General features: G+C 44.7%; 20 protein-coding genes. 10 read left to right on the top strand and 10 right to left on the bottom strand.

The features are described 5' to 3' along the window. Positions 1-39: 39 nt before the first annotated feature. Positions 40-1,092, bottom strand: coding sequence for a siderophore ABC transporter substrate-binding protein (locus QO189_RS05870; RefSeq protein WP_371531937.1), 1,053 nt, complete (start codon positions 1,090-1,092; stop codon positions 40-42). Between the two features lie 560 nt (positions 1,093-1,652). Between QO189_RS05870 and QO189_RS05875 the strand changes: the two genes are divergently transcribed. From QO189_RS05875 to QO189_RS05885, 3 genes are all read left to right on the top strand, one after another. Next, complete coding sequence (locus QO189_RS05875) at positions 1,653-2,645, top strand: TonB family protein (protein WP_371531938.1); 993 nt, start codon at positions 1,653-1,655, stop codon at positions 2,643-2,645. A 108-nt stretch (positions 2,646-2,753) separates the two neighbouring features. Next, entirely contained in the window at positions 2,754-3,440 is a 687-nt protein-coding gene (locus QO189_RS05880; protein WP_371531939.1) for a MotA/TolQ/ExbB proton channel family protein, read from the top strand. 50 nt (positions 3,441-3,490) lie between these two features. After that, on the top strand, positions 3,491-3,892 hold the full coding sequence (locus QO189_RS05885) for a biopolymer transporter ExbD (RefSeq protein ID WP_071002155.1): 402 nt from the start codon (positions 3,491-3,493) through the stop codon (positions 3,890-3,892). A gap of 207 nt (positions 3,893-4,099) precedes the next feature. Here QO189_RS05885 and QO189_RS05890 read toward each other — a convergent pair whose 3' ends face one another. After that, the gene (locus QO189_RS05890) at positions 4,100-4,633 is read right to left on the bottom strand and encodes a DUF2799 domain-containing protein (RefSeq protein ID WP_371531940.1); all 534 of its coding nucleotides are present in this window, start codon (positions 4,631-4,633) and stop codon (positions 4,100-4,102) included. Positions 4,634-5,030: 397 nt separating this feature from the next. On the opposite strand from QO189_RS05890, the gene QO189_RS05895 reads away from it, so the two are divergent. Next, a complete protein-coding gene (locus tag QO189_RS05895; protein WP_371531941.1) occupies positions 5,031-5,630 on the top strand; it encodes a hypothetical protein in 600 nt (199 codons plus the stop codon). 253 nt (positions 5,631-5,883) lie between these two features. Next, positions 5,884-8,550, top strand: coding sequence for a type I DNA topoisomerase (topA, locus tag QO189_RS05900; RefSeq protein ID WP_371531942.1), 2,667 nt, complete (start codon positions 5,884-5,886; stop codon positions 8,548-8,550). Positions 8,551-8,634: 84 nt separating this feature from the next. Here the strand turns inward: topA and QO189_RS05905 are convergent, their stop codons facing one another. Both QO189_RS05905 and lon read right to left on the bottom strand, forming a co-directional pair. After that, positions 8,635-9,192: a superoxide dismutase family protein gene (locus QO189_RS05905; protein WP_201599544.1), complete on the bottom strand. Its 558-nt coding sequence runs from the start codon at positions 9,190-9,192 to the stop codon at positions 8,635-8,637. 339 nt (positions 9,193-9,531) lie between these two features. Further along, positions 9,532-12,132 (bottom strand): endopeptidase La, encoded by a 2,601-nt coding sequence (lon, locus tag QO189_RS05910; RefSeq protein ID WP_371531943.1) that lies wholly within the window; start codon positions 12,130-12,132, stop codon positions 9,532-9,534. 408 nt (positions 12,133-12,540) lie between these two features. Here lon and QO189_RS05915 point away from each other — a divergent pair, with 408 nt between their 5' ends. After that, positions 12,541-13,902: a Na+/H+ antiporter family protein gene (locus tag QO189_RS05915; RefSeq protein ID WP_238038142.1), complete on the top strand. Its 1,362-nt coding sequence runs from the start codon at positions 12,541-12,543 to the stop codon at positions 13,900-13,902. A gap of 127 nt (positions 13,903-14,029) precedes the next feature. Beyond that, a complete protein-coding gene (locus QO189_RS05920) occupies positions 14,030-14,245 on the top strand; it encodes a hypothetical protein (protein ID WP_371531944.1) in 216 nt (71 codons plus the stop codon). A gap of 35 nt (positions 14,246-14,280) precedes the next feature. On the opposite strand, the gene QO189_RS05925 is transcribed toward QO189_RS05920, so the two are convergent. Further along, entirely contained in the window at positions 14,281-14,529 is a 249-nt protein-coding gene (locus tag QO189_RS05925; protein WP_371531945.1) for a hypothetical protein, read from the bottom strand. Further along, positions 14,529-15,179: a 5-formyltetrahydrofolate cyclo-ligase gene (locus tag QO189_RS05930; protein WP_371531946.1), complete on the bottom strand. Its 651-nt coding sequence runs from the start codon at positions 15,177-15,179 to the stop codon at positions 14,529-14,531. Before QO189_RS05930 ends, QO189_RS05925 begins: the two co-directional genes overlap by 1 nt. A gap of 207 nt (positions 15,180-15,386) precedes the next feature. On the opposite strand from QO189_RS05930, the gene fumC reads away from it, so the two are divergent. Beyond that, entirely contained in the window at positions 15,387-16,790 is a 1,404-nt protein-coding gene (gene fumC / locus QO189_RS05935; RefSeq protein ID WP_371531947.1) for a class II fumarate hydratase, read from the top strand. Between the two features lie 235 nt (positions 16,791-17,025). Further along, entirely contained in the window at positions 17,026-17,550 is a 525-nt protein-coding gene (locus tag QO189_RS05940; protein WP_371531948.1) for a hypothetical protein, read from the top strand. 207 nt (positions 17,551-17,757) lie between these two features. Here the strand turns inward: QO189_RS05940 and QO189_RS05945 are convergent, their stop codons facing one another. The 4 genes from QO189_RS05945 to QO189_RS05960 form a co-directional block, all read right to left on the bottom strand. Continuing rightward, complete coding sequence (locus QO189_RS05945) at positions 17,758-18,573, bottom strand: MipA/OmpV family protein (protein ID WP_371531949.1); 816 nt, start codon at positions 18,571-18,573, stop codon at positions 17,758-17,760. Between the two features lie 134 nt (positions 18,574-18,707). After that, positions 18,708-19,766, bottom strand: a complete 1,059-nt coding sequence (locus tag QO189_RS05950; RefSeq protein WP_371531950.1) for a rhomboid family intramembrane serine protease — start codon at positions 19,764-19,766, stop codon at positions 18,708-18,710. Between the two features lie 106 nt (positions 19,767-19,872). Then, the gene (locus QO189_RS05955) at positions 19,873-21,060 is read right to left on the bottom strand and encodes an L-lactate dehydrogenase (RefSeq protein WP_371531951.1); all 1,188 of its coding nucleotides are present in this window, start codon (positions 21,058-21,060) and stop codon (positions 19,873-19,875) included. Positions 21,061-21,098: 38 nt separating this feature from the next. Continuing rightward, a complete protein-coding gene (locus QO189_RS05960; protein ID WP_371531952.1) occupies positions 21,099-21,410 on the bottom strand; it encodes a glutaredoxin family protein in 312 nt (103 codons plus the stop codon). 289 nt (positions 21,411-21,699) lie between these two features. Between QO189_RS05960 and mtgA the strand changes: the two genes are divergently transcribed. Further along, a complete protein-coding gene (gene mtgA / locus QO189_RS05965; RefSeq protein ID WP_371531953.1) occupies positions 21,700-22,386 on the top strand; it encodes a monofunctional biosynthetic peptidoglycan transglycosylase in 687 nt (228 codons plus the stop codon). The last annotated feature ends 154 nt before the right edge of the window (positions 22,387-22,540 follow it).

Below are 22,540 nucleotides of genomic sequence, written 5' to 3' on the forward strand. Positions count from 1 at the left end.
CAACGACCTAGTAGGGCAATTATTCAACAATAAGCACAGTTACTTAGCGTTAGCAAAGGCATCTTTAATTGTTGTGAGATCCTGCATCCATTGGTAATAGCCACCAAACGCTAGGTAAGAATCTGGACTCAGATAAACCACTTGCTGCTTGCTCCACGCATTGGTCTGCGCGACCAGCGGATTGTCCAATACGGCTTTGGCACCGATACCATCTTCACCAATCGCGGCACTGCGATCGATAACAAACAACCAGTCTGGATTGGCTTTTTTGATATATTCAAAAGAGACTGGCTGTCCATGAGGGGCATCAGCAATCTGCTTATCTGCCATTGGCACATCTAGCACCGTATGGATAAACCCATAACGAGATTTGTCGCCATATGCTGACATTTTATTGCCATTGACCATAACGACCAGACCCGTGCCTTTATCTTTGGTGACACCTTTTGTCTCGTCGATAAGCGTATCTATATTTTGTTGCAATCTAGCAGCCTGATCGCTTTTGCCAAATAGCGCACCCAAGTCATGCAAACGCTGCTTACTCGACTCATAAATATTAGCCGTGTCGATAGACATATCCAACGTCGGCGCGATGTTTGACAGCTCATTATACTTTTCTGCCATGCGTGAGCCCACCAAGATTGCTTGTGGTTGCATGGCGTTTAATGCTTCGAGATCTGGCTCAAACACAGTACCGACCGCTTTTGGTTCAGGCTGCGTTTTTGAGTGTAAATTGTCTAACAGTAAACTGCCTGGCATACCGTCAACAGCCACGTCTAATGCTGCCAAGTCTTGCATCAAGGTCATGTCATAAACCACTAACGGTGAGGGACTCATTGCCAACTCAACATCACCCTTGACCGTATTCACCGTGATTTTTTCAGCAGATACGGCATCGTTATTGGCAACGTTTGCAGACTCATTAGCCGTTTGATTGGTAGCTGTAGCATCAGCTGATTCAGAGGCGTCAGACTCAGGTGAGCTACAACCTGTCACGCTGATAGCAGCGACCAAAGCTGTCATCATAGTAGCCAATAATGGGCGCTTAAAAAAAGGACTGGTAGAGCGATTTGATAATAAAGTAGTAGACATAATAGACTCGGTATATCGTGTATTTAGGCAATCTTTTAACAAACTAATTGCATATGTAGGACAATAAAAAATAGGAAAATGACGAGAATTATCAAGCATGCTTTCGAATAAATTCGAGATAGGCTAATAGCAATCTCATCGGTTCTGCCTGCTAACCTTGTTCTTATAGGTTAGGCGTTTTTATAGTTTGAATATTTTTATATAAATCATTTTTTAGAATAGGACTGCTAGGCAGAACAGCCGCTATGATAAAGTAGTTGAGAGTCATTATCAATACAAATGATAATGGTTTTTATTAGCAATGGGTGGCTATCTATAAATAATTGTCTACAAGATGAGTCAATATTTGTATCACTGAATAGTTAATAATTTTTCCTAAAGACAGGCAGTAGGTGAGTCACACGTACTGAAACAGAGATGTTGGTTAATCAAATAAGCTCAGCAAAAGAAGCTTAAAAAAGTTGGTAAGCAAAGAAATATTGTAAATTATTATTGATAATAATTATCGTTTGCATTATTATCTACGCCATTCCATCCCGGACAATAAATATTAGGCTGTTATGAGTTCAACGGATTTAGAGGCCCCACCAATCAGATCGATACTACTCTCCATTTTAGTAGTGGTAGGGCTGCATGTGCTAACAGCAGTCGCATTGGTGAGCATAAAAGCGCCCAAACTACAGCCTGAGCCAAAACAAGACATACCGCCGGTTGAAATAGAGTTCGTTACGCTACCCACTAAAAGCGCAGCGCCTATAGCAGAAACAAAAGAACCTGTGCAGCAGGTCAAAAAGGTCACCGTCAAAAAAGAAGTGCAACCTGAGCCGCAGCCTAAGCCTGTACAACAGCCAAAAGCAGAGCCACCGCCTAAGAAGCGTGTCGAGACACCTATACAACCAGCGAAGCCTGTGGTGAAAAAAATATCTGAAACACCGCCGATCATCGCAACCGAAAAAACATCTACTGAGAGTAGTCAAAAGCCTGTACCAAAAGAAGCAGCACCCAAAAAGATAAGCCCAGAACCGATAGTCGATACATCGGCTGCTGATGAGCAGCGCAAAGAAACTGCTGCCCGAGCCAAAAAAGCCGCTCAAGAAGCACAAGACAGAGCAGCGCAAGAAGCTAAAAGAGTCGCGGATGCTAAGGCTGCGGCACAAGCCAAAGCTGCTAGAGAAGCAGAAGCCGCCGCCCAAGCACAAGCCGCTAGAGAAGCAGCTGAGGCTGCTGCGGAAGCTGCTGCTCGAGCACAGAGTAATGAGCCTGTGAGCTTTACTGCGAGCGCTGCCAATTGGGCCTCTGCGCCAAACTTTAGCTTCCCTGATCGTGCGGCACGTAGAGCGCGTTCAGGTGATACGCTCAACGTGGTATTGGTATTGCGTGTCAATAAACAAGGTGGTATCGATAGCGTGCGAGTGGCGCAGTCTTCAGGCAATACTTTGCTGGATAAAGAAGCCCAGCGTCAAGTACGCTCTGGCAAGTTCAAACCCTTTACCAAGAATGGCGCACCAGTGGTGGGAAATGTGACCTTGCCGATCAGCTATGCGGTTCCTTAAGCATTTATATTTTATAACAACGTATTTATTGATAATCTTTCATAATAAGACAAGGCATGATACTCACTTTAGTAGCATGTGATGGCATAAAACATTAAGGAGTCTGACATGGACTTTATGCAATACTGGCAGATCAGCGACATGGTGACAAAGACGTTGTTCTTTGTGTTACTTGCGTTATCTATTCTCTCTTGGGTGACAGGTATCGTCCGCGTATTGCAAAGTCGCAAACTGGCGACCAGTGTGGCAGATGACTTGAGTCAACAACTACAAGCAAAGCAGGCCGATTTGGTTGGCTCCGATGCCGCCGCTCGTCGTTTGGTCACTGAACAGACGTTACTCAAGCACATAGGGCGCTACCGTTTTGCGAGTGAGCGCGGCTTACCTATTCTTGGAACGACGGCCGCAATCGCGCCATTTATCGGCTTATTTGGCACAGTGTGGGGTATTTTTCACGCGCTGCATAATATTGGTATGAGTGGACAGGCAGGATTGGGACAAGTGGCAGGCCCTGTTGGTGAGGCACTAATTATGACCGGATTGGGTATCGCCGTGGCTATTCCAGCTGTGGTGTTTTACAACCTAGCAGTACGTATCAATCGCCGTGTGATGTATCAAGCCAATGATAGAGCACATGATCTGTTGTCCGGGTCTGCTGAGCCTGTGCCATCGTCTACCAACCCAAATGTAGGCGCAACATCGGTGCAGACGGTTAAAGGCAATCGCTCAAATACTATCGATGCAGCAGTAGACACACAGCAAGCGCGCCACTACAGCAGCTCTGTGGCAGAATAAAAAAGCACCTCTTGGCGGCATGACAATAAACACAAGTATTGAGAATAATTATGGCATTTCAACTGGGTGATGATGACGTTCAAGGTATGAATGAGATGAACCTCATTCCGCTTATCGATATCATGCTGGTATTGATGATTATCTTCTTATTGACAGCGACCGTGCTGAATCCGACGGTTCCTTTAGATTTGCCAAAGACCAGTGCTGAGGTCAATCAAACACCGCCAGAAGCCATTCAAATCAGTATTGATAAAGACGCGGGTATATTTTGGGATAGCGATCCCATTAGCATGGAAGCGCTAGAGGCGCGTCTGCAAGAGCAAGGCGCAACCGGCAAGGATCCTTCAGTGCAACTGCGCGCAGATAAAGAAGGTAAGTATGATACGGTTGCTCAGGTCTTGGCGGCTGCCAGTCAAGCAGGACTTACCAAGATTGCCTTTGTCAATGAATAATAGCAGCGATAAACGGTAGTAAGTATTAAGTAGTAATAAATAGCGAAATGCAATATCCGTTACAGCAAAAAATTGGCGATATAAATTAACAAGCCAATGAATAGCACGAGCACCATAACAATAATAAGAACGATTAAAATAATAAGCTTTTCTCCGACCTCAGTGACGACTTAAACCTCAAATTAAGTCATCACTGAGGTTTTCTTTTTACCAGCCATACCCAAATGGACGGTAGCCAAAGCCCAGATGTCCGTAACCAAATGGATAAGGCGAGCGCAAGTAGTCTAGATCGCGCTGACGGATATAATAGTAGCGTCCTTGAGAGTAAGCTTCCTCTAATTTCTCAATGCCTTCTAATGGACAGACAGGCTGCCAGTCATAGCCTTCGCGACCGAGCTTATAAGCATTCAGCTCGGTACAGTAGTTTTTGAGACCTTGCTGTCGTCCTTGCTCCCACTGTATGCGGTTAGGACTAGCGCCGCCGACACTGGCGCAGCTGTTGGTATAGTGCCCGAAGTAAGCCCCTGAACGACCTTGTAGACCATCAGCATAACCGACTTCTTGCCAGTTGCTGCTTTGACATTGCTGCGGCGTCAGGCTTTGGGTGGTGGCACAGCCTGACACTGTCAGCACGATTGCGCCAAGTAGTGATAAGCTCATGCCAGTTTTGCTCAGGAGTTTACCTGTCAGCTTGCGCACGTGATAAGCGCTTGATGAGTTTGATTTAATAAGATAATTCATAATAAACCTGCGCGCGTTTAAAATTATGGTTTATCATAGCACTTTTTTACGCAGACCACTTTTTGTATCTGGTTTTTGTATCTGGTTTTTGTATATGGCTATGCTACTTATGATTAGATACGCTAAATGTCTGATTTAACAGTATAACTGACAAATAAAGAGTGAGCCATACAGCCAGTTTTTGAGTAGTAGTTGAATGGCAGTGCTTGATTTTTGCAGGTTCGAGCGCATTATAAGCATTGCTATATCGTTATCTGTCAGGTGGGTAGCCGTCAGTTCACGCGCACTATTTATATAATAGCTATTTATACAGCAGTTATTTCCACTTTTAGCACAGACAGCCGTTAGCTTTATCTTGTTTAGCTTCATTTTTATTTAGTCAAAAGGCCAGAGCATCATGGGAACAGTGATTGGCGTTATCATCGTACTATTCGTCTTAGGGAGTATGATGGCGCTCAAACCGAATGGTATTGATCAGCGTTTAGATAAGCTGCGTATGACCGCGCGCCGTTTACAGCTTAATCCAAAGCTCGTTGCTTGCCCTGATTGGATCAAAGGTCGTGATAATGAATATGGTCGCGGTATGCTTGGGCAATATTGTCTGATATTAGAAGAGACCAAACTACCGCATACACGTTACCAAGTGATCGATGGACAATGGCGACCAGATAGCAGTTTTGTTGATACGAGTGTTGATGACAAAACACTGACTATTCCAAGTGCCATTCGCCCTACGCAAAGCAGCAGTCATGTGACGGTGAAAAAAACCAATTTTAGCTTAGACAAAGCGCCATTAGATCTACCAGTGAGCATTGAGCCGTCTGTCAAAGGGCTGATGACCAAAGCCAATAGTATTATTATCTATTGGGAAGATATTGCTTACGTGCGCCCAAACTCTAATCCCACGTATCATCAACAACGGATTGAGGCAGATTTGTTGGTGCTCAAAGAAAATCTTGAAAAGTGGGCGCGACAAATGCAAAAAGATACGCCCTAGTAAAGCGTTCTTTCGTCTCCATTAACGGGGCATATGCAAGCAGTTTTTCATATTGAATTTATTTAAAGTTGACAGTTTAACGCTTGGCAGTGTAACGTCTTTATAACTATATCTTTATTTTATGGTTATAATTTGTTTTATAACCTTTTTTATCAGCAGCCATTATTACTATAAATTACCTTGCTGCTGACTGTAATGTTACTTTTAATTTACTTATATTTTTTAATTTACTTATATTATGGTGTCGTCAAATATGGCAAAAACCACAACCAAAAAAGCCGCAGCACCAGCTGCTGACAGCCCGAAGGGCAAGTCTCTGGTGATTGTAGAATCACCAGCCAAGGCAAAAACGATTAATAAATATCTTGGCGATGACTTTATTGTACGCTCAAGTATCGGCCACGTCCGTGATTTGCCGGTCAGTGCGAGCAAAAGTGCAAAGAAAGCAACGACCGCTAAAAAAGATGACAGTCTGACCAAAGAAGAAAAAGCACAGCAAGCACTGGTGCGCCGTATGGGCGTAGATCCAGAGCATGATTGGGCGGCCGTCTATGAAGTACTGCCAAACAAAACCAAGGTCATTAAAGAGCTTAAAGCACTCGCCAAAGACGCTGACAAAATCTATCTGGCAACGGATATGGATAGAGAAGGGGAAGCGATCGCTTGGCATTTAAAAGAAGTTATCGGCGGTGCTGATAGTAAATACCAGCGCGTGGTGTTTAATGAGATTACCAAATCAGCCATCCAAAATGCCTTTAAACAACCGTCAAAGCTCGATATTGACCGCGTCAATGCGCAGCAAGCTCGTCGGTTTTTGGATCGTGTGGTTGGTTTTATGGTATCGCCGCTGCTATGGCAAAAGATTGCTCGCGGACTATCAGCGGGCCGTGTACAGTCAGTCGCCATGCGTCTGGTTGTTGAGCGTGAGCATGAGATTCGCGCGTTTATTCCAGAAGAATACTGGCAAATTCATGCGGATACGCATACCGCCAATGGCAACGCTAAACAAGCCTCAGACGCTGAGCAAATCGGCATACGCTTAGAGGCGACCAAGCAGGGCGGCAAAACCTTAAAGCTTGGTAATAAAGAGCAGACTGATAAAGTTCTAGAGATACTCAAAGCAAGTGACTTTATCGTTAAAGAACGTGAAGAAAAGCCAACGCAGTCGCGTCCAAGTGCGCCTTTCATTACCTCAACTTTGCAGCAAGCCGCCAGTACACGTTTGGGATTTTCTGTGAAAAAGACCATGATTTTGGCGCAGCGCCTATACGAAGCGGGTCATATTACTTATATGCGTACCGATTCAACGTTCTTGTCGGGTGATGCACTTGCTGCTGTTCGAGGTCATATCGAAGACAGCTATGGCGCAAAATACGTGCCAGAAAAGCCAAATTTCTATGGCAATAAGCAGGGCGCACAAGAGGCGCATGAAGCGATTCGTCCTTCTAATGTCAATATGAAATCCACGCAGCTCAAAGGTGTGGAGCGAGATGCGATACGTCTATATGAGCTGATCTGGCGTCAGTTTGTGGCGTGTCAGATGTTGCCTGCCAAATATCTATCAGTAAACCTGTTTGTCGGTGCAAGCGATATCGAGCTAAAAGCACGCGGTCGTACCATGGTTTTTGATGGCTATACAAAAGTCATGCCACCAGCCAAGACTGACGATACCTTACTGCCTGATGTCAAAAAAGGCGATAAGTTAAACCTAGATAAACTTGATCCAAGTCAGCACTTTACTAAGCCTGCGCCTCGCTATACTGAAGCAAGCTTGGTCAAGGAGCTTGAGAAAAAAGGCATCGGTCGTCCATCGACTTATGCTTCAATTATCTCGACCATTCAAGATCGCGGTTATGTGAAGCTTGAGAATAAGCGTCTGTTTGCTGAAAAAATGGGCGATATCGTCACCGATAGATTGACAGCCAGCTTCCCAGACTTGATGGATTATACCTTTACTGCTGCGTTAGAGGACAAACTCGATCATGTCGCTGAGGGTGAGCAAGACTGGAAAGACGTGCTTGATAATTTCTATGGTGAGTTCAAAACCACCCTTGAGCATGCCAAAGGCAAAGATGGTATGCGTCCGAATGATCCGACCGATGTACCAGATGTGCATTGCGATATTTGTGATCGTCCGATGCAGCTGCGTACAGGCTCAACAGGGGTATTCTTAGGGTGTACTGGCTATAATCTACCGCCAAAAGAGCGCTGTAAAGGCACCAAAAATCTAATGCCAGTCGAAGCATTTGCCAACTTAGATGATGCAGAAGGCGATGATGAAGCGGCAGAAGTCAAAGATTTGATGGAGAAAAAACGCTGTCCGAAATGTGGCACGGCGATGAATGGTTACATCGTCGATGGTGGCCTTAAGCTACACATTTGTGGCAATAATCCTGACTGCGATGGCTACATCCTAGAAGAAGGTAAATTTGAAGTACCAGGCTCAGATGCGCCAACCATTGATTGCAATAAATGCGACGGGCAGATGGAGCTTAAAACAGGACGCTTTGGCCCATACTTTGCTTGTCAGAACTGCGATAACACTCGTAAGGTACTCAAAACAGGCGAAGCAGCACCGCCACGTATGGATCCAATCCATCTACCGGAGCTAAAATCGACCAAGCATGATGATTACTTCATTTTGCGTGAAGGCGCGGCTGGGATGTTCTTAGCAGCGTCCAAGTTTCCAAAAGTGCGCGAGACACGTCCGCCAAAGCTCGCTGAACTACGAGAAATTAAAGACAAGATGGAAGACAAGTTTCAATATTTGTTTGCAGGACCAGATGAAGATCCTGAGGGTAACCCAACCATCTTGCGCTGGTCGCGTAAGAAAAAAGAGCAGTACATCGGCTCTGAGAAAAACGGCAAGGCCACACGTTGGGGTGTGTACTGGCGTAAAGGCGAGTGGGTAGAAGAGTAACAACTTTTCTATCGACCATAAAAAAACCTCTTAGATGCTAAGAGGTTTTTTTGTGCTATCAATGATAGCTAAGTGTAAAGGCTATTAATTCTTTTCGATAATACCACAAGCAACGCGATCGCCTGATGCGCCTGAAGGCTGGCTAGTGTAGTCATCTGCGCCTGCATGTACGATAAAGGCTAGGCGATTGACGCTATATTTACCGGCTTCATCAGCCGTAATTTTTTTGTTCACATAGTTGATCGTTGCTACGCCATCTTCATTGGCTGTTAGGTTCGGCAGGTCGCCGGCATGGCCATTCATGTCATCTGGATTAGAGTGTGGTTTGTTGTCTGGGTTAAAGTGACCACCTGCCGCTTTACCCATGTCAGCACAGCTGCCTGTCTCATGGATATGCAGCGCCACTGTTTGGCCCGGCTGTAAATTCATCAGCTTACCATAAACCTGTACGCCGCCGTCGACAGGGCGTAGGAACATTTGTCCGACTTCGTTCTTATCACCGCTTACCGCTTTGATGGTTGATTTCAAAGTAGGCTGAGACAAAGGGTTACCCGTTTGCATTTGGCTTTCTACTGTTTGGCAACCAGTCATCGCTAACGCTGAACCACATAGTAGGGCACTTGCAAGCATTGTCTTATTCATTATTATCTCCAGTTGTTTTATTCATTATTTAGAACGTGATTAAAGTCACAAATATCTGTATTTATTGTTCTGTTAAAGCTCGTATCGATATTCGTTAACATCACCGTCAGTATAGCCAAGCAAACCCTATAGTTATTCATCAAATGCGCAACAATCGGTTAATAAATGTAAGTAACGTATGGGTTTGAAAGTTTTACAAAGAACCTCAGATGAAAGGAGGTACGATCGCACCTTACTATGCTGAGCTTTAGAAGATATTTCGAGATAGGATATAAAAAAGCCGCCCATCATAGTGATGAGCGGCTTTTATGTTTTGAGCATTGACTAACGAATACTCAATTAGTTGTGTAGCGCTTTGCCTGCCGTTTTATCGACCGTCACTTTTGCAGGTTTTAGGGGTTTTGGCATATCTACCAAAGCAACCTTTAAAATCTCTTCAATCGTCGCAACTGGTTGAATGGTCAAGCCTTCTTTGACGTTATCAGGGATATCGGCCAAATCACGCTCATTGGTCGCTGGGATCAAGACATGCTTGATACCGCCGCGATGGGCTGCTAGGAGCTTCTCTTTGAGACCACCGATACGTAGGATTTTACCACGCAGAGTAATCTCACCTGTCATCGCGATATCTGGACGAATGGCAATACCCGTCAATGCAGAGACAAGCGCTGTCGTCAGTGCGCCACCAGCAGAGGGACCGTCTTTTGGCGTCGCGCCTTCTGGCATATGGACATGAATATCCGTGGTTTTGATCGTCTCGTAGTCAATACCTAAGCTATCACCGCGAGCACGAACCACACTCATCGCCGCACGAATTGACTCTTTCATCACATCGCCGAGTGAACCAGTAAAGCTAAGCTCGCCTTTACCTTTCATGCCGACTGCTTCAATGGTCAACAGCTCACCACCGACCTGTGTCCATGCAAGACCAGTGATACGACCAATTTCAGGCTCTTCTTCAGCCAGACCGTAGTCATATTGATGCACACCTAGATAGTCATCGATGTTCTTGTCATCGACGGTCACTAGCTGACGTTCCGCTTTTTTCGGAGCGCGGGCGCCATGGTTTTCAACCGAACCGCGAACGACTTTACGGCAGATTTTATTGACTTCACGCTCAAGATTACGTACACCTGCTTCACGCGTATAGCGCTGAACGATGCTATGCAACGCCGCTTCAACAATCTCAATTTCACCTTCTTTGAGACCGTTTTGCTTAATCGCTTTTGGTACGAGGTATTTCTGTGCGATATTGACCTTTTCTTCTTCGGTATAACCCGGCAAGCGAATGACTTCCATACGGTCAAGCAGCGCAGGTGGAATATCCATGCTGTTGGCCGTACAGATGAACATCACTTGTGACAAATCTAAGTCCATATCTAAATAATGGTCGTTAAAGGTGTCGTTCTGTGATGGATCCAATACTTCAAGCAATGCTGATGCTGGATCACCGCGGAAGTCTTGCGCCATCTTATCGATTTCATCCAATAAGAACAGCGGGTTTTTCACTTCTACTTTCGCAAGCGATTGCACGATTTTACCTGGCATCGCACCGATATAGGTACGGCGATGGCCACGAATCTCAGCTTCATCGCGTACGCCGCCCAGTGCCATACGCACAAACTTACGACCCGTTGCACGGGCAATCGACTCACCCAGTGAAGTTTTACCTACACCCGGAGGGCCGACGAGACACAGAATCGGGCCACGCAGTTTTTTCACGCGTGATTGTACGGCGAGATATTCTAAGATGCGGTCTTTCACATCTTGTAAGCCATAATGATCTTCGTCTAAGACCGTTTTTGCCTTGTCTAAATTGATCGAGACTTTGGTCGTCGCATTCCACGGCGTGTCCAAAATCCATTCAATATAGTTGCGTACCACTGACGATTCGCTTGATGCAGGCGGCATCATTTTGAGTTTTTTAAACTCTTGCTCCGCTTTTTTGCGCACATCGTCTGGTAGATCAGCATCTTCGAGACGCTGCTCTAGCTCAGCCACATCATCTTCGCCATCGAACGCGCCATCATTCATGTCTGAAAGCTCGTTTTTGATGGCTTTCATCTTCTCATTTAAGAAATATTCGCGCTGATTGTCTTCCATCTGCTGACGAACGGCATCTTGGATATCTTGCTCGATGTTTTGCTCAGCGCTTTGCTTAACCAAATATTCCGTCAAGGTGTTGATGTGTGTTTTGACATCGTTTTCTTCTAAGAACGACTGCTTGATATCAAGATCCATCGAGACGCGGGTTGAGATAAAGTACACAAGCTCAAGCAAATCATCGATACGCTTCGCCACGCGGGTCAGTTCACGGGCATTACGCAGACGCGCATCCGCATAGCCTTCAAACAGGGTGGTCAACGCCTGAATGGTGTTTTTCTGCTGGCTCTCATCCATAGTGACATCAAGATCAGCACGCTCAAATCTCGCCATCAATAGATCATCATGACTTTCGATGTTATCGACACGGGCGCGATATTGACCTTCGATCAATACTTTGATGCAGTTCTCATCGCTATCGTGCGGCATGGTGCTGACGATGCGGCACACCGTACCGTATTGATACAGGTTGTCCTGATCAATGTCTTCGGTCAATGAGTCTTTTTGCGCGACGACCAGTACTTTGTTGCCATACTCGGCCTGTGCCAGCTCAACGGCTTTCACCGATGGCGCACGTCCCACAAACAAGGCGATCTGCATGTGTGGATAGACGACAACATCTCGCAATGCCAAGAGTGGCAAATAGCTTTCATCTTGGTTGTCGTTTACGTCTTTGTTATTAGAATCAGTACTATCAAGATCAGTGTTTTTGACATCAGTTGACGCTGTCTCTAGCGCATCATTAGACGAGGTATCTGCCTCGTTATTTTCTGCAGTAGGCGTTGAAACGTCGACATCAATGTCGATATTGTCTTGGGTTATTTTATGTTCACTCATATATTTTTCCTCTTTCCCCAGACTTGTAAAGTCAAGTTCGTGGTTCATGTCTAGATAAATGGTGTCCACAGATAAAATTGCAAGGCTCATTGATAAAGTCAAACGCTTATCTTTGTTAAATAGTTGTCTAGGTACATAGTCATTAACAATGTGATTGGCTTATAAGTGACAATACAGACAGCAAGTATAGAGTGCTTGATAGGTGCGGATGACACTTGAATGCTGTTGATGTCTGCTTGGTTCTATACGTAGGCTTTATACCTAAAATAAGGTAAACTGGCGCGCGTCTAAAAGCGCGTCTGAGAAACGATCCGACATTAAGACATTTTAGACAGCACAGCGCTATTCATCAGTGTCAATATTTATCGGTCTCAATGAGACCAAGCTATAAAGAGCAAGGGGCAACACATGGCCATCAATGCGGTACTGCTGGCAGTTATCATTATGCTAGGACTGTCACTTTCGCGAGTGCACGTGGTGCTCAGTTTATTAATCGGGGCGCTGGCAGGTGGATTGTTAGCAGGTCTGGGTATTACTGACACGCTCAATGCTTTTCAAGAAGGCATCCGTAATGGCGCAGAGATTGCGCTATCGTATGCCTTGCTTGGGGCTTTTGCGGTAGCGATTGCGCATTCGGGCTTACCGCAATCGTTGGCAGGAACAGTGATTAGACGCATTGATGCCGCTGGCACAAGCGGGATGATTAAGTACATGCTGTTTGCAGGTCTTATCACCATGAGCTGCTTTAGCCAGAACTTAATCCCCATTCATATTGCCTTTATTCCGCTGCTTGTACCGCCACTATTATTGGCATTTAACCGCATGCAGATTGATAGACGTCTGATTGCTTGTCTAATTACTTTTGGACTGGTCACCACCTATATGTTTATTCCTTATGGGTTTGGTGATATTTACCTCAATCAGATTATGCTAAAAAACGTGGGTGAAGCGGGCATTGATGTCGCCAATATTTCTGTAGTGAAGGCCATGGCGATTCCTGCACTTGGTATGCTCATTGGTCTGCTGGTTGCGGTATTTATCAGTTATCGTAAGCCACGTGCGTATCAGCAGATTGCGATAGATCAACAAGCGCATGATGCCGTCGTAGAAGGCGATGCATTAAGTAAAACTGCGGCTGGCGCTCAGTCACAAAGTAAGCTAAAGACGCTGGTCGCATTGGCTGCTATCGTGACGGCTTTTGTGGTGCAGCTATACACAGATTCGCTACTCTTAGGCTCGATGTTTGGCTTTGGTGTCTTTATGGCGACGGGTGTGGTGAAGTGGCGTGATGCTGATGGCGTCTTTAATGATGGTATCAAGCTGATGGCGATGATTGGTTTTATTATGATTACCGCGCAAGGCTTTGCTGAAGTCATGAAAGCCACAGAGCAGATTCAGCCATTGGTCGATGGAGCGGCGTCACTGTTCGGTGGTAATAAAGCGATGGCGGCATTTATCATGCTATTGATCGGTTTGATTGTGACCATGGGTATTGGTTCTTCATTCTCGACCATTCCTATCTTAGCGGCGATTTATGTGCCGCTGTGTATCTCTTTAGGGTTTTCACCATTGGCAACCGTTGCGATTATTGGTACTGCTGGCGCGCTGGGTGATGCAGGTTCACCTGCGTCAGATTCGACATTGGGGCCAACCTCTGGTCTAAACATCGACGGTCAGCATGACCATATCAAAGACAGTGTGGTACCGACCTTCTTGCATTACAACATTCCACTACTGGCGTTTGGTTGGATTGCGGCGATGGTGCTGTAGGTTTTTGATATATGTAAAATGCTCAGTAGCTTTGTAAGGTGTGCCGTGCACACCTTACAGCTCCCATTAGTATTTAATTGATGCTAACCTTTAAACAATCTAATCTATTATATGCAGGCTAGACATTATGGACAGTCAAGGCTTTAGTCAAAGTGAAGTAGAATTATTGTTAAAAGGGCTTAGAGTTTTATTATCTGAAAAAGCAAAGAGCGATCCTGAATTAATACAATGGTCGTATGTAAGAAGTGATCCTTACATGGAAGTATTTGCTGTAGATAAGGCGAAATATGAAGAAGACCGCAATCATATAATAGATTTAATTCGTAAATTAGAAAAAGGCTAGCTCAGTAATAAAGTGATGTTAAATTAACTAGTAAATCACTCATCGAAATCTCTCAACTCGTCACTTAAACCATTCAAAAACGCATCACTGTCCGCCAGCAACGCATTTAAGCGTTCTTCATTGACGAGCCGTGTCATTTCATCAGCGCTAAATGGCTGCTCTTGACTATAGTAGCGTTGTTCTCTAGCGTCTTCGTTACCCAATGTTTGCAAATATTCATCCACACTGTCTGCACTGGAATCAGCAGCGCTAGAATTTTTTTCAGACTGTTTATTATCTTTCATCAAAACCACCTTATGCCGCTTGGCGTAATGAGGCCATCTAATGGCACATCCCACGGCTGACGTTGTAACGCTTCAACCACCTGAAAATCATAACACCAGCCAATTTTTAACGGCCTTGAATCCCCTGATCGATAGCTTTTGCCAAGCGTCGTATCATAAAATCCGCCACCCATGCCCATGCGGTTGCCGTGTTTATCGACCGCGACTAAGGGGCAAATAATCACGTCTAGTTCTGTCGCCCATAGCAGAGCGCGACTATGATTTTGCTTCATGCCGAGCTGATGAATGCGAGTGGGGATATTGACCAGTTTTGAATGATAAACAGGCACAAAACGCAATCGTTTATCATCACTGCCGAGCGAACCAACTACAGGTAAATAAGGTAAATAGCCTAAGCGCCCGCACCAATCCAGCAGTGGCTGAGTAGGTAACTCGCCAAAGCCATCGTAATATAGCCCGATGCGAGCCTTTGCTGGCAAGCGCTGTTGTAGTTTTCTCAAATGCAAGCTCGCTGCTTGTGCCAAATTTCTACGCGCGCCATCATTTAACTGGCGACGCTGGCGGGTAAAGTGTCGTCTGGGTGGATTATTTAGCGTGGGTTCTTGTGAGTTAAGCATTGTTGGCTCAGTGGGCATTATTTCAGAGTGCATAAGTAGACTATCCAATGAGATATTAGATTGATGAGGGTCGCTTTTAGACATTCGTTTTTAGGCATTGACCAAGGCGATTTGTGAATATTCAACGCGTCCTAGTCATGCTATCATAACGCCACTTTATATCGTATTTTCCTTTATGTGCAGCAGAGGTTGCATTTTTTAGAGCAGTCATAAAACAACAAACCATCAAAGAGGGTAGTTATGTCGACACAGAATCAGGCAACTCGTACCGAAAAAGACACCATGGGTAACGTAGAAGTCCCAGCTAATGCTTATTGGGGCGCGCAAACTCAGCGTAGCCGCGAAAACTTCAAAATCGGTGGCGAGACATTGCCGCGTCCAATGATTGAAGCGATGGCACTGGTCAAGAAAGCCGCTGCGATTACCAACGCAAGCCTAGAGCGTATCGAAGGCGATAAGCGTGATCTTATCGTACAAGCCGCTGACGAAATCATCAATGGTGGTCTGGTCGATCAGTTCCCATTGGTCGTATGGCAGACAGGTTCTGGCACCCAGTCAAACATGAACATGAATGAAGTGCTTGCTAACCGTGCCAACGAAATCGCCGGTTCTGAGCGTGGCAGCTATACGCCGATTCACCCAAATGACCATGTGAACCATGCACAGTCTACCAACGACAGCTTCCCAACGGCGATTCGTGTGGCGGCTGCTCGTCAGATCAACAGCTTGTTGATCCCAGCAGTCCAAGCACTACGCGATACGCTAGCTGCGAAAGCCAAAGAATTCGATAGCATCGTAAAAATCGGTCGTACGCATTTACAAGACGCGACGCCTTTGACTCTAGGCCAAGAGTTCAGCGGCTATGTAAGCCAACTTGATCATTCATTGACTCGTATCGACAACGCGCTACAAGGTCTATATGAATTGCCACTAGGTGGTACTGCGGTTGGTACTGGTCTAAACGCCCATCCTGACTATGCGGTAAAATCAGCTGAGCAACTAGCGACTTTAACTGGCTTGCCGTTCGTTACGTCACCAAACAAGTTTGAAGCGCTAGCGGCTCGTGATGCCGAAGTATTTGCCTCAGGCGCATTAAAAACGCTAGCAGCTAGCTTAAACAAAATCGCGAATGACGTACGTTGGTTGGCATCAGGTCCTCGTTGTGGTTTGGGCGAGTTGACGATTCCTGAAAATGAGCCAGGCTCTTCTATCATGCCGGGTAAAGTAAACCCAACGCAGTCAGAAGCAATGACCATGGTTGTCGCTCAGGTTATGGGTAACGACACGACTATCAGCATGGCTGGCGCATCAGGTAACTTTGAGCTAAACGTGTATAAGCCAGTGATCGCGTTTAACTTATTGCAATCTATCAAGCTGCTTGGCGATGCTTGCAACAGCTTCAACGAAAATTGTGCCGTTGGTATTGAGCCAGTAAAAGACAAAATCGATGACTTCTTGCACAACTCATTAATGCTAGTAACGTCATTGAACCGTCATGTCGGTTATGAAAATGCAGCTAAAATCGCTAAGACGGCTTATAAAGAAAACAAGACTTTGAAGCAAGTGGCGGTTGAGCTAGAGCTGCTAACTGAAGCGCAGTTTGATGAGTGGGTCATTCCTGCTGATATGGTACATCCTAAATAAGGTATCTAATAGTTTTTTAGAAAAAAGACCTTGTCATGTAATGTGGCAAGGTCTTTTTTTGTTTTCGATTGTGGATTTGACTATGCTTTCTTATCACACCTATGGTTTTATGTGAAGCGCTTGCTATGGTTTCAATCAGGATTAGGAAGTTTCGCTAGTGACATTTATATTTGAAACAAAATAATAGTGAAAGTATTATAATAAATTAAATTTTTGCACATTATAAGGAACAAGAATGGAAAGTGCATTAATTGGTTTAGTAGGGATACTACTTGGTATCATACTTGGAGAGTACTTCCATAGAAACAAAAGGATTGAGGTTTACTCTCAGAAAGTTTTTGATAGACGATTATCTGTGCATGAAGAGCTATATACAATTTTTGTTGAAGGTGGTGAGATAGTATCAGAAGCAATGACAAACACGAATTTGAATGAAACAGAAAGAAAAAGCTTAGTTAGCTCTGTAATACATTCTCTTTGTAAATTTATGGATACGAATGCTTTTTATCTGAATGAGGATGTTATGGTTCAGGTCGCAACCGCATATATGGGAGCTGAAGATGTACTGAACTACGATGACGATCTCAATATCGCAACAGCGAAAGAAAAGGTTTATAAATCCTCTAGAGCCACAAAAGAAATAATACTTCAAGAGTCGGGAGTTACTGAAGTATTTAGACATTTTTCGATAGTATCAAAATCTAAGCCTGATTCTGCTATAATTAGATACTTCAAAAGCATTAAAAAACTAAGAGGATAATAGTTTAATATTAAATATGTTTAAAATTTTTCTATTTAATCTGAAAGAGTAAAGTGCCTTATATACCAAAGTGCATCTTACACACTGCTTTCAAGAGTTGCATATTATTGATGTGCTAGGAGCCTCTTATACCTAATGCTATTAAATAAAAAAGACCTTACCACATCACACGGTAAGGTCTTTTTGTTATCAAAAATCCAAACTTATCTAAAACCTATAAAGCAAACCAAGCGTTGTCGCTGCTTCCGTACGTGAGTCGACCATTGGGCTATCGTACTGCTCATTCGGTACATAGCTCACGCTTTGATTGGCAAATCCTGCCCATTTATCATTAAAATCGTAGTTGGCACTAACGCTGACATACGGATTCAAGCTTGAGTTAGATTTATAAGCGGCAATGCCTGTCTCCGCTGACTCTTCTTCACTGACGCCATAGTAGTATTCATTGTAGGCCGCGTCATGGTACTCAAAGCCGATGCTTGGATAGACAGTCAGCTTGTTTCTCGTGATCTTGGCAAGGTAAGTTAAGCGACCAGTATTACCGCCACTTTCGTCCAACACATCGGTTGCAAACTGACCACGAAACGCACCGATAGGCGTGCGACGCTGGTAGCTTATACCTGCTTCTGCGGATAGTTTGCGCTCATCGAGACCTTGCAGGGCACCATTAGCATCATCAGGATCAAACGAATTCCCTGCGAGCTGCGCGTAAGCAGAGAGTTGATTGACACCATCATTGATCAAATACGCACCCGCTTGAGCACCGCGCGCATAGATCCTATTATTATCATAAAAAATGCCCGGTAGCACACGCACTTCAGTGCTGTCTTCGAGATCATAGGCGGATTTGACCGCCATGACATTGACCCCCACGCTCAATTCGGCATCTTTGTCAGTCGGTAGGTTTTTATTAAGAAAAGGGATGGCGCTAGACAGGCTAGACACACTGAGTAAAGCAGTAGCGGTTAACGTGCTCAGCATGACTCGCGTAGAGAAGTGAGGTTGTGCTGCAAGTTTTAACATAATTGGGTCTCGTGGGTGAGTAGAAATAACAGGATAGTAAGATTAGGTAAAAAACGAGCAAAAAGCGAATAAGTAGTCTAAATAATTCGGCTGTTATTGGTAGTTATTTAGTAATGATAGATAAATACGCGCATTTACTCAATGGCTTTTAGCACTTGTAGGATTTGCTGATGAATATCTTGCCACCACCAGACAAAGCCAATACTAATAATCAGCATCGCAAGCCATGGTAATAATTGCCAAATAAACGAAGGTTTAATAGGGTCTTTAGACTCGATTATGCTGTGAATTGCATTATCCTTCAAAGCTGAATTTACAGCAGTAACTCTTTCCATATCACTGCCGTGCATATCTGGCGTATTTATATCACGGTTGTCTAACCTAGAGTCATTGTTATCCAATTCAGAATCTTGATTGATAGAGCTGCTACCATAACGGTCTGAGTTATCGAGTGGCTCATTGTACTGGCTATTATAGTGATCGCTGCCTTGGTTACCGTAGTGATAGGTGGTTTGATAAGGATGGACACGCTGCGCTTGCTGAATAGCGGCATTTTGCATAGCGACCGCGAGACGCTGACGGTAACCAATCGCAAAAGCCAAAGCAATAACAAGCCCTGTGATCGCGCCGCCGATATGACCAGCATTATCGATACCCGGTACGGCAAAGCCATACACCAAGTTGATCGCCATGATAATGATCAAGCTCTTGAGATTGAGTACCATGCCATTGACCGATATTTTGAAAAAGGCGGCAATCAACAATGCAGCACCGATACCCATGATACCACCAGAAGCACCCGCTGATAGTCCGGGTTGTCCTGTTCCTTCTATGATACTTTGCCATGTGACATAGTTGTTGAGTAAGTTGCCACCGATGGCTGCTAGTAAAAACAAGGCCAAAAACTTGGCTGAGCCAAACATCGGCTCGGCAATCTGCCCAAAGAAATACATGGCAAAGCCGTTAAATAGTAGATGCATGAGACCAATGTGCAAAAACGCACTACTGGCCAAGCGCCATGGGTCATCCATCATCGTTAAGGGTAAGGCGTTGGCACCCCATTTAACTAACGCTTCAGTTGACGGGTTATTGGCATCGACGCCCGTGACTAGCTGCATGACAAATAGCCCAATAAAGCAGGCTAATAGCAGGGTAGTGACGGGCGCTGTTTTTAATAATTGTTGAATGGTCATAAAGGCTAACTGTCATCAAAATGTTATAGAGACAGTATAAAGGGTATGAGCAAATTATGTTATGTATAGCCAGTTTTAAACGTCGATTGCTCTACAATCAGCCGCTCTAAAAACGACCAACTTTGAGGTTCTCATATGTACCTTTTACTAAGATATTATCCGTGACGGTATTGATATCGGTATGACCACAGAATGCCATGGATATATCACACTCTTTATAGATGATTTCAAGCGCGCGGCGCACCCCATCTTCACCATAGGCTCCCAATCCGTAGAGAAAAGAGCGGCCAATCATCGTGCCTTTTGCGCCCAGTGCAATGGCCTTTAGTACATCTTGACCAGAGCGAACGCCACTATCTAGCCATACCTCGATATCGCTGTTTTCGGCTTGTACTGCCTGTACGATGTCTGCGAGGGCAGAGATGGAAGACAACGCACCATCCAATTGACGGCCACCATGGTTTGAGACGACTAGAGCATCCGCGCCACTGCGAGCCGCCATAATGGCATCTTCAGGCTCCATGATACCTTTGATGATAAGTTTACCGCCCCACATGTCTTTGATACGCGCCACATCATCCCAGCTCAAACGCGGATCGAATTGCTCTGCCGTCCAAGCAGAGAGTGATGACAGATCTTCTACATTTTGTGCATGACCGACGATATTGCCAAACGTGCGGCGTTTGGTGCCTAGCATATTCATACACCATTGCGGCTTGGTCATGAGGTTCATGATATTGGTTAATGTGGGCTTGGGCGGCGCTGATAGACCATTTTTGATGTCTTTGTGACGTTGACCGAGTACTTGCAAATCTGCTGTGAGAATCAGCGCTGAGCAATTGGCTTCTTTGGCACGGCGAATGAGATTGGCCATAAATGCCTGATCACGCATGACATAGAGCTGAAACCAAAACGGCTTACTGGTATGAGTAGCGACATCCTCGATAGAGCAGATACTCATGGTCGAAAGTGAGAAGGGCACGCCAAACTGTTCTGCGGCGCGTGCGGCATGCATCTCACCATCTGCCCACATCATGCCAGTAAACCCCGTTGGGGCAATGGCTACTGGCATCTTGACTGACTCACCAATCATATGAGTTGCCAGACTGCGGTTATCCATATCGACCAATACGCGCTGGCGCAGCTTGATACGGTCAAAGTCAGTTTCGTTACTACGATAGGTGGTCTCAGTCCACGAGCCTGAATCGACATAGTCATAGAACATGCGCGGCACTTTGCGCTCAGCGACACGGCGCAAATCTTCAATATCTGTCATTTTTTCTAGATTTATCATGGAACCCTCACTGCAAATAATAGATAGATGGCTTTATGCTAAGGCGCAAGCAATTGCTGCAAATCCATCACTGAAAACGGATAGTTTAACCGCTGTGATGGGGTCAAAATGACAGGAATAGTCGTAGCAAAATCCATCATAAGCGCTTCATCGAAGTCTGCAATATCGACATTTTGATAAGTGATTGGTTGTACCGCCTGAAACTGTGAAAGTATTTGCTCAGCGATATCACATAAATGACAACCAGAGGTACCAAGCAGCCACCATTGATTGCTGTTTTCATCGATATTGAGGTTTGGGCTTGCGGCAATAACACGCGCTCGTAATATTTCTATACTATTATTATGCATGGTGAGATCTCTGAGCTTAAAGTATGCCAAAAAATGCTGATTATTAGGCTGTTTTGATAAAAAGTAAAAAATAGTTGGGTTATTATTACATCATAAAGAAATGGTGTAAATAATGACAGCGATTGTGAGATTAGGTAAGATGACCTGCTATTGGTCGTTACTAATGACTGCCTGTTAATAAAAGGCAATGACAGCTATTTTAGGACTATTGGTTCATAGTTGCTGTTTTTAGTTATTAGCAGATGACCTATATTATCTTATTACTTTTTTAATCACTCGGATATCGCGCATGACAAGTTTTGGCAAGTTCATCAAACGTCTGTTATTGGCTATTATGTTATTGGTTGTCGCATTCCATATTCTAGTCACCGGACTACTACTGATCTGGAAAACGCAGCCGATTAACAACAGCATGTTTATGTTGACGCATCGCCTAACGGGTGGCACGGTCACGCAGACATGGGCTGAGTACGATGCCATCGCCAAGTCTGCCAAGCAAGCGGCGATCGTGAGTGAGGACTCGACGTTTAGTCAGCACAATGGCTTTGATATTAAAGGTATCAAAGCGGCACAAAAGAAAAATGAAGAAACGGGCAAAATGTCCGCTGGTGGCTCAACCATTACGCAGCAGCTGGCAAAAAACCTATTTTTGACTTCGCATCGCTCTTATGTACGTAAGGCAGAAGAGGCAGTCATTACCGTCATGATAGAAACGCTGTGGGACAAGCAACGTATCTTGACCGCTTATCTTAATGTGGCAGAGTTCGGTAACGGTATCTATGGTATCGATGCTGCAGCACATCATTATTTTGATAAATCTGCGGCCAATCTGAATCAAGACGAGTCAGCGCTCCTCATTGGGATGCTTACCAATCCGAAGTATTACGAAGACAATCAAGGCGACAGAGGCTTGCGCAACAAGCAACGCATTATCAAAAAACGTATGAAAAACGCGGTATTACCGCAAGCGTCTTAATCTTTTAAAAGAAGCCTTAACAATAAGAATAACGTAAAAGAATAATAGTTAATAACCTTTAAGACGATATATAAGATGATGGCGTATCGATAACGCAAAAGGAGTAGTAACGTGGTAGAGATAAATAATAATGAGAACAGTGGTGATATTAACG

The organism is Psychrobacter sp. Arc29 (genome assembly GCF_041431175.1).
Taxonomy (GTDB): domain Bacteria; phylum Pseudomonadota; class Gammaproteobacteria; order Pseudomonadales; family Moraxellaceae; genus Psychrobacter.

Coding starts and splice junctions, on each gene's coding strand:
- QO189_RS05915 (WP_238038142.1), top strand. CDS start 12,541: ATGGCCATCAATGCGGTACTGCTGGCAGTTATCATTATGCTAGGACTG.
- QO189_RS05945 (WP_371531949.1), bottom strand. CDS start 18,573: ATGTTAAAACTTGCAGCACAACCTCACTTCTCTACGCGAGTCATGCTG.
- QO189_RS05940 (WP_371531948.1), top strand. CDS start 17,026: ATGGAAAGTGCATTAATTGGTTTAGTAGGGATACTACTTGGTATCATA.
- mtgA (WP_371531953.1), top strand. CDS start 21,700: ATGACAAGTTTTGGCAAGTTCATCAAACGTCTGTTATTGGCTATTATG.
- fumC (WP_371531947.1), top strand. CDS start 15,387: ATGTCGACACAGAATCAGGCAACTCGTACCGAAAAAGACACCATGGGT.
- QO189_RS05960 (WP_371531952.1), bottom strand. CDS start 21,410: ATGCATAATAATAGTATAGAAATATTACGAGCGCGTGTTATTGCCGCA.
- QO189_RS05875 (WP_371531938.1), top strand. CDS start 1,653: ATGAGTTCAACGGATTTAGAGGCCCCACCAATCAGATCGATACTACTC.
- QO189_RS05930 (WP_371531946.1), bottom strand. CDS start 15,179: ATGCACTCTGAAATAATGCCCACTGAGCCAACAATGCTTAACTCACAA.
- topA (WP_371531942.1), top strand. CDS start 5,884: ATGGCAAAAACCACAACCAAAAAAGCCGCAGCACCAGCTGCTGACAGC.
- QO189_RS05920 (WP_371531944.1), top strand. CDS start 14,030: ATGGACAGTCAAGGCTTTAGTCAAAGTGAAGTAGAATTATTGTTAAAA.
- QO189_RS05955 (WP_371531951.1), bottom strand. CDS start 21,060: ATGATAAATCTAGAAAAAATGACAGATATTGAAGATTTGCGCCGTGTC.
- QO189_RS05870 (WP_371531937.1), bottom strand. CDS start 1,092: ATGTCTACTACTTTATTATCAAATCGCTCTACCAGTCCTTTTTTTAAG.
- QO189_RS05880 (WP_371531939.1), top strand. CDS start 2,754: ATGGACTTTATGCAATACTGGCAGATCAGCGACATGGTGACAAAGACG.
- QO189_RS05905 (WP_201599544.1), bottom strand. CDS start 9,192: ATGAATAAGACAATGCTTGCAAGTGCCCTACTATGTGGTTCAGCGTTA.
- QO189_RS05895 (WP_371531941.1), top strand. CDS start 5,031: ATGGGAACAGTGATTGGCGTTATCATCGTACTATTCGTCTTAGGGAGT.
- QO189_RS05890 (WP_371531940.1), bottom strand. CDS start 4,633: ATGAATTATCTTATTAAATCAAACTCATCAAGCGCTTATCACGTGCGC.
- QO189_RS05885 (WP_071002155.1), top strand. CDS start 3,491: ATGGCATTTCAACTGGGTGATGATGACGTTCAAGGTATGAATGAGATG.
- lon (WP_371531943.1), bottom strand. CDS start 12,132: ATGAGTGAACATAAAATAACCCAAGACAATATCGACATTGATGTCGAC.
- QO189_RS05950 (WP_371531950.1), bottom strand. CDS start 19,766: ATGACCATTCAACAATTATTAAAAACAGCGCCCGTCACTACCCTGCTA.
- QO189_RS05925 (WP_371531945.1), bottom strand. CDS start 14,529: ATGAAAGATAATAAACAGTCTGAAAAAAATTCTAGCGCTGCTGATTCC.